Source organism: Thiocystis minor (genome assembly GCF_016653465.1).
In the GTDB taxonomy this organism is placed as follows: Bacteria; Pseudomonadota; Gammaproteobacteria; order Chromatiales; family Chromatiaceae; genus Chromatium; species Chromatium minus.
Genome location: NZ_NHSQ01000094.1, coordinates 17,977 through 28,296 on the forward strand (window position 1 = coordinate 17,977; position 10,320 = coordinate 28,296).

10 protein-coding genes are annotated in these 10,320 nt (G+C 65.3%); 6 read left to right on the forward strand and 4 right to left on the reverse strand.

Features of this window, described 5'->3' with window-relative positions; all coding sequences use genetic code 11:
* The first annotated feature begins 99 nt into the window (after positions 1 to 99).
* On the forward strand, positions 100 to 717 hold the full coding sequence (locus CCR95_RS14100) for a hypothetical protein (protein ID WP_201095488.1): 618 nt from the start codon (positions 100 to 102) through the stop codon (positions 715 to 717).
* 91 nt (positions 718 to 808) lie between these two features.
* On the opposite strand, the gene CCR95_RS14105 is transcribed toward CCR95_RS14100, so the two are convergent.
* Together CCR95_RS14105 and CCR95_RS14110 are read right to left on the reverse strand one after the other, a co-directional pair.
* Positions 809 to 1,060: a hypothetical protein gene (locus CCR95_RS14105; RefSeq protein ID WP_201095490.1), complete on the reverse strand. Its 252-nt coding sequence runs from the start codon at positions 1,058 to 1,060 to the stop codon at positions 809 to 811.
* Positions 1,047 to 1,478 (reverse strand): putative toxin-antitoxin system toxin component, PIN family, encoded by a 432-nt coding sequence (locus CCR95_RS14110; protein WP_201095517.1) that lies wholly within the window; start codon positions 1,476 to 1,478, stop codon positions 1,047 to 1,049. Before CCR95_RS14110 ends, CCR95_RS14105 begins: the two co-directional genes overlap by 14 nt.
* 19 nt (positions 1,479 to 1,497) lie before the next feature.
* On the opposite strand from CCR95_RS14110, the gene CCR95_RS14115 reads away from it, so the two are divergent.
* The 3 genes from CCR95_RS14115 to CCR95_RS14125 all read left to right on the forward strand — a co-directional run bounded on the left by CCR95_RS14115 (position 1,498) and on the right by CCR95_RS14125 (position 7,165).
* On the forward strand, positions 1,498 to 3,663 hold the full coding sequence (locus tag CCR95_RS14115; RefSeq protein ID WP_201095497.1) for a CHASE domain-containing protein: 2,166 nt from the start codon (positions 1,498 to 1,500) through the stop codon (positions 3,661 to 3,663).
* Entirely contained in the window at positions 3,632 to 4,363 is a 732-nt protein-coding gene (locus CCR95_RS14120) for a response regulator (protein ID WP_201095499.1), read from the forward strand. Before CCR95_RS14115 ends, CCR95_RS14120 begins: the two co-directional genes overlap by 32 nt.
* 108 nt (positions 4,364 to 4,471) lie before the next feature.
* Entirely contained in the window at positions 4,472 to 7,165 is a 2,694-nt protein-coding gene (locus CCR95_RS14125) for a response regulator (protein WP_201095501.1), read from the forward strand.
* 158 nt (positions 7,166 to 7,323) lie between these two features.
* Here the strand turns inward: CCR95_RS14125 and CCR95_RS14130 are convergent, their stop codons facing one another.
* Together CCR95_RS14130 and hemC are read right to left on the reverse strand one after the other, a co-directional pair.
* Positions 7,324 to 8,088, reverse strand: a complete 765-nt coding sequence (locus CCR95_RS14130; protein WP_201095502.1) for a uroporphyrinogen-III synthase — start codon at positions 8,086 to 8,088, stop codon at positions 7,324 to 7,326.
* Positions 8,085 to 9,008 (reverse strand): hydroxymethylbilane synthase, encoded by a 924-nt coding sequence (gene hemC / locus CCR95_RS14135; RefSeq protein ID WP_201095510.1) that lies wholly within the window; start codon positions 9,006 to 9,008, stop codon positions 8,085 to 8,087. The genes CCR95_RS14130 and hemC overlap by 4 nt, the downstream gene beginning before the upstream one ends.
* A gap of 375 nt (positions 9,009 to 9,383) precedes the next feature.
* Between hemC and CCR95_RS14140 the strand changes: the two genes are divergently transcribed.
* The gene (locus tag CCR95_RS14140; protein WP_201095512.1) at positions 9,384 to 9,581 is read left to right on the forward strand and encodes a hypothetical protein; all 198 of its coding nucleotides are present in this window, start codon (positions 9,384 to 9,386) and stop codon (positions 9,579 to 9,581) included.
* Positions 9,550 to 9,906, forward strand: coding sequence for a DUF2335 domain-containing protein (locus CCR95_RS14145; protein ID WP_201095514.1), 357 nt, complete (start codon positions 9,550 to 9,552; stop codon positions 9,904 to 9,906). Before CCR95_RS14140 ends, CCR95_RS14145 begins: the two co-directional genes overlap by 32 nt.
* The last annotated feature ends 414 nt before the right edge of the window (positions 9,907 to 10,320 follow it).

Below are 10,320 nucleotides of genomic sequence, written 5' to 3' on the forward strand. Positions count from 1 at the left end.
GCGTCGAGGTGCCATCCGAGTCCTTGCCGCTCCGCCCACGGACAGGCAAACTCGCACCCCCAGCCCGCTTACCGACCGGAATTTCAGAGGAACGCCCGAATGCGTCCAGCCTGCAGCGCCGTCGCCCTTGGCCTCTTGACCCTGCTGCTGACGGCCTGTTCGACCGGCAGCGTCAACTCGATCTGGACCGAACCCGGCGGCGCACCGTCTCCCTATCGCAAGCTGGCGATTATCGGCATCGCCAATAAAGCCAGCGTGCAGCGCGCCTACGAGGACAATTTCATTGGGGCGCTCAAGGCCATCGGTGTCACGGCCAGCTCCGGCCAGGCCGTGGCGTCAGCGGCGGCAGAGAACCGCAAGCGCGGCAAGGCCATCCGCAAGGCGCTGGAGCGTTCCGGCGCCGACGGAATCCTCGTCACGCATCTGATCGCCGAGCCCGACCGGGATGCCGAGCCGCCCACGCGGGCGACCGCGATTCCCGAAGCGTACCGACGCCTCGACATCTATTACCGTCAGGTCTACCGCGAGGTCATGACGCCCGGCTACTACGCCGACTATCGGAAACTGCGGCTGGAGACCAACCTCTACGATGCAAAGCGCGAAACGCTGGTCTGGTCCGGCCGCTCGCAGCCGTTGGATCCCGAGTCGGAACGGACCATCGGCCAGATCATCGCCGATGTCGTCGCGCAATTGAGGCTGGATGGCTATCTGCCGTGAGACGCCTGCGTGCATCCCGGCACACCGCCCAACGCCGCCGATAACGGAGTCGCGAGGCGGATTGGGATTGCTCCGACCCACCTTCTCCCTCTCAGCCGATGTCCAGCTCATCGCCAGCCTGTGGCGGTTCGCTGCCAAGGCGTTCCAATACATCCAGGAATCGCGCTCGGTCGGCCCGCGCGGCCCGATGCGTGAACACCTCCTCGGCCTCCAGCGCGGCGACCTTTTCGGCCAAGGCAGTGTTGATGAACTGGTTCAAGCTCACGCCGTCGCGTTTGGCGGCGCGACGTGCTGCCGTCAGAATGCTCTCCGGCGCACTCAAAGCGTAGTTACTCTTGCCCATCGCGCAGATTCCTCGCAATCTCGGCAGGGCGGCAGAGCGCGATCCCGAATCGTCTCGGCGCTGTCCCGAAGTCGCGGATGTTAAAGGTCACCAGATGCGTCGCTGCGGCATTTGCCGCCGCCTCCAGCACCATGTCGTCATTGGCGTCACGTAGTTGCGGTCGCCACAGATACCAGATCGGCACCCGCCGCAGCATGGCGGCCAACTGGTCGAGAATGACGTCCATGTCCCCCACCGTGCCGCCCGCGCGGCTCAGCGTTGCAGGGCGTTTGAGCACGGCTTCGTATTCCAGGAGCAGCGGCACAGATGCCGCCGCCGCCAAGCGCCCGACGCCGATCTCATGCAGCAAGAACCGTGATGCTCCGGTCGGACTGACAACAGCGGCTACGACGACATCGGTGTCAAGTACAACAATCATATGATATAGAATATGAAATATGCCGTACAAGTCAACTGACGCCAAAAAAAGCAGGGAAGCCAAGCGGTTACAATGGCTCCTGCACCATCCGATCACCGCGTGGGCCATCCTGGCGTTTTCCCTGCTGCTCACGGCACTGGCCTGGTCGATCTCTGTCCATGCCATCCGGGCAAAGGCCGAGCAGCGTTTTCGCTTCCAGACCCAGGATATCGAGGCGGCCATCGTCAAGCGACTGCTGACCTATGAAACCGCCCTGCGCGGCGGCGTCGGGCTGTTCAATGCCTCGGAGGATGTCACGCGCCAGGAATGGCATCGCTATGTCTCCGGTTTACGGCTCCAGCAGAATTTTCCCGGTATTCAGGGGCTCGGTTTCAGCCGGATGCTGTCGCCGGACGAACTTGAGCGCCACCAGACGGAGGTGCGCGCCGAGGGATTCCCCGACTATGCGATTCGCCCGGCGGGGGAACGCGAGACCTATAGCGCCATCCTCTACCTGGAGCCCTTCGACTGGCGCAATCAGCGCGCATTCGGCTATGACATGTTCTCCGAGCCGGTGCGCCGCGCGGCCATGGAGCGCGCACGCGACTCCGGCGAGCCCGCCATTTCGGGACGGGTCACGCTGGTCCAGGAGACCGATGAGGATGTGCAATACGGCTTTCTCATGTACATGCCCCTGTATGACAAAGGCAGGCCGGTCACCACCCCGGCGGAGCGCCGCGCGGCGCTGCTGGGATTCGTCTACAGCCCCTTTCGCGTCAAGGACTTCCTGCACGGCATCCTGGGGGCCGATCAGGGCGGGATCGATCTGGAATTGTTCGACGGCGCGACCCCCTCGCCCGCGACCCTGCTGCTGCATAACCGGCCCGAAGCGACGCTCGACGCATTGAGACCGACGGCGTCCGGCGAACGGTCCGCGCTGGTGCGGGTGCCCGCCGGCCAGCACCTCTGGACGCTGTCGCTCCATACCCTCCCCGGTTATCTGTCCGGCGCCGACGCCTCGCAACCCCTGATCGTCGCGGTCGGCGGGGTCGTGATCGATACCTTTCTGTTCATCATCATCGTCTCCATCAGTCGTCAGCAGCGGGCGGACGAACGTCTGTCGCGCCAGTTGCGCGAGCAACTCGACGACAGCGAGGCGCGTTACAGCGCCCTGTTCAAGAGCGCCAGGGCCGTCATGCTCCTGATCGATCCGGAGACCGGGGACATTCTCGACGCCAACCCCGCCGCCGAGCGTTTCTATGGCTACGATCAGCTCCGCCGGATGCAGATCCACGACATCAATCCGCTGCCGCCGGACGAACTCCAACGCGAGATGCGGCGCGCGCGGCAGGAACAGCAGGAGGTGTTCCTCTTCTCCCATCGCCTGGCGAACGGGGAGCTGCGCCGGGTCGAGGTGCACTCCGGCCCCTTCCGTTATGGAGGTCGGTCGGCGCTCTATTCCATTATTCACGACGTGACCGAACGGGAACGCATCGCCGCGGCGCTCCAGGCCAGCGAACGCCGCTATGCCGAGGTGCTCGCGATCACCTGCGAAGGAATCTGGGATTGGGACATCCTCGCCAACCGGGTGACGCACAACCGGCGCTGGCTCGAAATCCTTGGCAGCGAGAACCTGGCCGGACCGCATCCGGTCGAGGAGTTTGCCGACTGTTTGCATGAGGATGACCGGGCCGCGGTGCTGGCGGCGATTCAGGAGGCGCTGGCGGGACGCGCGCCCTATGTCCATCAGCATCGAATGCGTCGAGCCGATGGATGCCTCATCTGGGTGCTCGATCGCGGTCAGGTGGTGGAACGTGACGCCGATGGCGCGCCACGGCGGATGCTGGGGAGTCTGGTCGATGTGACCGAACGGATGGAGCACGAACTCGTCCTGAAAACCGAGCGCCAACGGGCCGAGGCCGCGAATGTCGCCAAGAGTCGCTTCCTCGCGACCATGAGCCATGAGATCCGCACCCCGATGAACGGGGTCCTGGGCATGGCGCAACTCCTCTTGATGCCGCAACTCGCCGAGAGCGACCGCCTGGACTATGCCCGGATCATCCTCGACTCCGGCCAGACCTTGCTGGCACTGCTCAACGACATCCTCGATTTCTCCAAGATCGAAGCGGGCAAGGTGCGGCTCGACCTTCTGGTTTCGCATTCGGGCGGACCTCGTGGCCAAGACGGAAGCTCCCCGTGGCGTTGATCCCTCTCCCGCCGCGCGCCCGGCGCAGTTCAGCGCTCAAGTGCTGGTGGTCGAGGATGACCCGGTCAATCGCCAGATAATGCAATCCCTGCTCAACCGGCTTGGGGTGACCGTGACGCTGGCGGAGGACGGCCAGCAGGGTCTCGTCGCGGCCACGACGCGAGAGACCGGCACGCCGGACACGGCGCCCGATCTCGTGCTCATGGATTGTCAGATGCCGGTGCTGGACGGCTATGCCGCCACGGCGCGGATTCGACACTGGGAACAGGAAAACGCCCAACCGCATCTGCCAATCATCGCCTTGACCGCCAATGTCTTCGACGACGATCGGCGGCGTTGCCTCAACGCCGGCATGGACGATTTTCTCGGTAAGCCAGCCCTGTTCGACGATCTCGTGGCCCTGCTCGACCGCTGGCTGCCCGCGACCGAGGCGTCCGCGACCACGGCGGCGCGTCCGGACGGGGTCGACCAACCGGCGGATCTGGCACGGGTGACGGGTCTCCTGGCGGAGTTGCGACCCTTGCTGGAGCAGCACAAGTTCGATGCGCTCGCTTGTTGCAAGGACTTGGAGGATGCTGTGGCGGGCACTCGTCTGGCGGCGGTGGTCAACGGGATCGGCGCGCCACTGGCCAGCTTCCGATTCGATCTGGCGCTTGAACAGTTGCGCCGTCTTGCTGAAGCGGAGGGCTGGGAGTGCTGATCCATAACAGAGCGGTCAGCGTCTTAAACCGCGCCCAGAGCGGTATGCGATGGTTCCGGATTGAATCGGTTTCGGCAGACTCAACGATGGTCGGAACTGGCGCGGTTTATGAGCGATCACCTCGCAAAGCAATGGCTGGCCGCTGGCCCCTGGAGGCTCAATGACATGAACGCGCCACGCCCCCGCATTCTGGCCATCGACGACACGCCGGTGAATCTCCTGACCTTGGGGACGGCGCTGTCCGCGGACTTTGAGCTGCGGATCGCCACCTCGGGGACCGAGGGTCTGGAACTGGCGATCGCCTCGCCCCCCGACCTGATCCTGCTCGACGTCATGATGCCCGGCATGGACGGGTTCGAGACCTGCCGGCGACTCAAGGCCAATCCGGCGCTGCGGGACATCCCCGTGGTCTTCGTGACGGCCCTGACCGAATTGGACGCCGAGGCCAGAGGCTTGAGCGGCGGCGCCGCCGATTACATCCTCAAGCCGATCAACGTCGGCATCGCCCAACAGCGCATTCGCAACCTGCTGGAGCGCGAAGGACTGCGCCGGGAGATCGCCGCCCACCGCGACCTGCTCGCCGCGCGAATCGCGGATCTGGAGCACTCCGAGCGCCGCCTGGCTCAGAGCGAGGAACAGGCCCGACGCCTGCTGCGACGCTTCACCGGCTATGTCCATCCGTCCGGGGCCGCGACGATCCTGGAACTGGAGCCCGTCCCGGCGGCATCTCCCGCCCTCGGTCAGGCGCTGGTCCAGGCCGTGCGGGAGTCCGACCTGGTGCACCTGCAAACGGCGCTGCCGGCCAAGCTCCAGGCCGCCGCCACCCTGTTCCAGCGCCTGACCGGCTATGATCGGGTGATGATCTATCGTTTCCATCCGGACTGGCACGGCGAGGTGGTCGCCGAGGCCCGCGGCGAGGGTTTGAAACCCTATCTGGGACTGCACTTTCCGGCCTCCGACATCCCGGTTCAGGCGCGCGCGCTCTATCTGACCAGCCCGACGCGCGTCATCGTCGATATCGACTATACCGCCTCGCCGCTGCTGCCAGCGCAGAACCCGGTCGGCGGACCGCCACTCGACCTGTCGCTCAGCCTGTTGCGCAGCGTCTCGCCGGTGCATCTGGAATATCTGCGCAACATGGGGGTACGCGCCTCGCTGACCGCCTCGCTGTTGTGCGATGGGCAACTCTGGGGGTTGATCGCCTGCCATCATCTGACCCCGCTCCAGGTCTCGGGCGAGATCCGCGAACTCGCCGGCTGGATAGCGCGGAATCTCGCGGATCAGATCGCCCTGCTGGAGACGCGCGAGCGCCAGCGCCATGCGACGCAACTCAAACACTGTCGTGACCACATCATCGGCGTCCTGCGCCAGGGGCGGCGGCTGTCTGAGCTGTTGCAAGGGGCGGAGCGGGAGTCGCTTCTCAACGCGCTCGGGGCCGACGGCGTGGCCCTGATTCATGGCGCGGAGGTCGCCACCGCCGGCGTGACGCCCGCGCCGTCGCGCATCCTCGACCTGGTCGCGCGGTTGAGCGCCCTGCATGCGGACAGCCCCTCTCGCCTGTTCGCCACCGATTGTCTGAGCGCCCACCTGGAAGACGCGGCGGACCTGACCGCCACCGCCGCCGGGGTGGTGCTGTTCCCGCTGGACGCCACCAAAGCGATCCAACTGATGTGGTTTCGCGACGAACAGTTGCGTCATGTCGACTGGGGCGGCAACCCCGACAAGGCGATGGACCGGGCGCTGGACGGACGCTTGAGTCCGCGCCGCTCGTTCGCCGCCTGGAGCCAGTTGGTCCGCGCCCACAGCCGCCCCTGGAGCCCGGAGGAGCTGGACTCCGCCCGCGAGCTCGCCGCGCTGATCGACATCGAGTCGCAGCAGGTGGCCGAGGAGGCCAGGAAGGCGCAGGAAATCCTGCTCAAGGATGTCCTCGATTCGCTGACCGCCCATATCGCGGTCCTCGATCGGCGTGGGGCGATCACCCTGATCAACGCGAACTGGCGGCGTTTCGCCGAACAGAACGGCGGCGGCGATGCCTGCCTGGTCGGCGCGAATTATCTGACCATCTGCAACCGCGTGGTCTCCGGTCAGGACGGCTTGGAGGCGCAGGCCGCCCTGCGGGGGATTCAACAGGTGATCGCGCGGGCCAAAGGCGCCTTCACCCTGACCTATCCCTGCGATTCGCCGACCGAGCCCCGTTGGTTCGAGATGCGGGTACTGCCGTTGAGCGGCCCCCAACCGGGCGCGCTGATCGCGCACGAGGAGATCACCGCTCGGATGCTGGCGCAGTTGGCCCTGCAGGCGAGCGAGCAGCAACTGCAATGGGTGCTGGAGGCCGCCAACGACGGTTTCTGGGACTGGGACATGATCGGCGGCGAGGTGCTGTTCAGCGATCGCTGGGCCGAGATGCTGGGTTATGCGCCGGGCGAGATCGAGCCGACCGTCCAGGGTTGGGCGCAACGGGTGCATCCCGACAACCTGCCCCCTGCTTTCGCGCTGAACGATTGCTGGGCCTTGCGGCGCGGTCAACCCCACGCGGTCACCCCGGACAATGATGAAATCGCCTGCCGGCATTTCCCGGCCGAGCCGCCGCTCAACTCGCTCTGCATCCCGCTGAACGTGCGTGGCGCCACCCTGGGCCTCTTGCATCTGAGCGCCAGCGAAGCGCTCACGCCAGCACGGTTACAGGACTTGCGGAGACTGGCGACCACGGTCAGCGAATCCATCAAGCTCGTCCTGTCGAATCTCCGGTTACAGGAGAGTCTCCAGCATCCGAGTCCGACGGCCGCGATCCGCGACGCCTGATCGCCGAGAGATTCTCCGGAGATCCGGACGATGGCAGGTTCGTCGGTCCGCGTCTCGGAACAAGGAAGGCGTGGCGGCGTGGAAAGTGTGCGGAACTGGAAACAGTTTTTTGACCTTTGCCGCGCCGCGCCAGGTGTCGCGGATCGACCTGCCCGGACTCAATCGGCGCCAGCCAACTCGCCAAGCGCCTGGACGATGGCCGTGTCCTCCGCCCGTTCGGCCACCTTGACGGTCTGGAAACCGACCCCGCGCGCGGTCTGCTCGGTGCGCTCGGCGATGACGACCAGGGGCGTGGCGAGCAGTCGCTCGCGACCCGCCGGACCGAGCATCTCGACCAGATTCAGCAGCACCTCGTCGCTGGTCGCCATGACGAGATGGACGTCCTCCGACCAGCGCGCCAGCAGGGGCGCCGGATCCACCCTCGGGCGCATCCGCCGATAAACCTCGGCGAACCGGACCTCCGCGCCGCGCTCCGTCATGGTCTCGGCGAAGAACGGCCGTCCGCCCTCGCCGCGCACGATCAGCACCCGGCGACCGCGCATGTCGGCCAGTTCCGGCATGGCCAGGAGCGCCTCGCTCTCGTAGCGGTCGCTCGGCACCAGATCCGGCGCGCGACCGGCCGCGGCGAGCACCTTCGCCGTACCACGCCCAACCGCCGCGACCCAGGAGACCCGCGACCAACGGCCATTCGGCACCAGCGCCAGCGCCTGTTCCACCGCGTTGGGGCTGACGAAATACAGCAGATCCCAGGGCTCGGCCAGGAGCGACGCCGCGCCGGCGTCCGCCGTCGGCTCGATGGCGATGGTCGGAAAGCGGATGGCCCGCCCGCCGGCCGCTTCGATCAAACGGCAGAGCCCGTCCGCCTGAGCCGCCGGACGCGTCACAAGCACGCCACGACCGGCGAGATCGCCGTGGGCGTTCATTCCTGGAGCGCGCTCAGAATCGCGCCGGCGCCCTGCGCGAGCAAGTCATCGGCAACCTGGGTACCGATGCGATCGAACTCGGCGCGCGGTCCCGCGAATTCGGCCCGCAGAACCAGTTTTCCATCCGGGCTGCCGACCAGTCCGCGCAGCAACAGACGCTCGCCATCGAGCGTGGCGTGACCGGCGATCGGCACCTGACAGCCGCCGTGCAGACGCGCGTTCATCGCCCGCTCGGCCAGCACCCGGTCGGCGGTGTCGGGATGGTGCAGCGGGGCGATCAGGTCATTGACGCGCGGATCGTCGCAACGGCACTCGATACCGATCGCGCCCTGACCGATCGCCGGCAGACTGAAGGCGGGTTCGATGCGCGCGCGAATGCGCGACTCGAAACCGAGGCGCATCAGCCCGGCGGCGGCCAGGATGATGGCGTCGTACTCGCCTGCGTCGAGCTTGGCGAGACGGGTGTTGACGTTGCCGCGCAGCGGTTCGATCCGCAGATCGGGCCGGCGATCGGCGAGCTGGCACTGACGGCGCAGGCTGGAGGTGCCGACACAGGCGCCCTGGGGCAGCGCGTCCAGATCCGGATAGACGTTCGAGACGAAGGCATCGCGCGGATCCTCGCGCTCCATGACCACCGCCAGATGCAAGCCCTCCGGGAATTCCACCGGGACATCCTTCAGCGAGTGCACCGCGATATCGGCCGTGCCCTCCAGCATCCCCTGTTCCAGTTCCTTGACGAACAATCCCTTGCCGCCGACCTTCGCCAGCGGCGCGTCGAGAATCCGGTCGCCCTTGGTGCTCATGCCGACGATCTCGATGGCGAGATCGGGATAGAGCCCCTTCAGCAGGGCGGCGACATGCTCGGCCTGCCACAGGGCCAGGGGAGACTTGCGGGTGGCGATACGAATGCGGTTCGACATGTTGGATCCTGAGAGCAAATCAGAGTGAAAAACGAGTCGCGACGATAGCCAGCCACGCCAATGACCGCAAGCGCCTTCGTTACCATCCCGCGACGCGCGGTTGGCACTCGGGCATCGCGTCGAGCAACTCCACCAAGTCGGAACCACAAGAAGAACCGGATCATAACGCCAACCAGCACAGGATCACACATCGGCTTGCGTTGCTGCGCGGTCTGACCATCAACCCGCAGCATGGCGACGGAGCGGTGGCGCTGGGTGGAACCTTCTTGGTAATCTCTCGTCTCACCAAGCGAAACAATGCCTTATAAAAATGCAGTTAACACAACATCTTGTGCTTGCACAATATGTTTCAGACAATACATTGATGCCATACTTATGACCAAGCATCTCAAGCACTTTCTGAAGGGCGTCGGGAGCGTGATGGACATTGCGCCCGCGTCCAACTTTGACCGCTTCGTCCCGCGACGGACGGAAAACGAGATGCTGCGCGCCGACCTGAATCGCATCGGTAGCGATATGAAGCGGGTATTGGAGGCGCAACATGTCAACACCCCGCCGCAGCTCCGGAAATAACCCCGTTAGAGGGGGCGGCGAGCGAAGGGTTGAGGTTGCAGTTGAACACCAGACCTTTTCGGGGCCGCTGCCGCATCCGGCCATCCTTCAGCAGTACAACGACATCCAGCCGGATTTCGCGGAACGCATCCTGAAGCTGACCGAGGCGGAAGCGGCCCACCGTCATGACATCGTGCGGCGGGCGATGAGGCTCAATGCCATCGAGACCTTTGTGGGCCAGATTTTCGGGCTGACGGTCGCGCTGGCTGGCTTTGCGACCACGGTGTGGCTGGGGGCTGGCCGGGCGCGTCCATTGTTGGTGGAACAACGGTGGTGGGACTCGTGACGGTCTTTGTGACTGGCAGGCGCGGGCGACCGCAAGAGAACGAGGAGACGGACCGCTGATCTGCTCATCGCGTCGCCAGTCCCTTGGCAGACAACGCATCATAAACCCACCCGTTCATGGTTCGACCCCTCGACAGGCTCAGGATTCGCCACGAACGGCTTCAGGGGACATCACTGCTCATGACACCACTGCTCATACAGTGACGTTCAAACTGAGAATTGCTGATTGGGCTGCGTCCAAACTTATTTATAACGGCGCGAGCCAAATCTCCCGCAACGCATCCCGATCAGGGCGAGCGCGCTTAAATCCTCAGCCGAACACCACCTTGGCGCGATAGTCATCGTTCCACGCGGCCTTGCGGCGCTTCTTGGCCAAGCTGATCGCCGACCCCTCCTGTTCGAACAGGTTCATGCT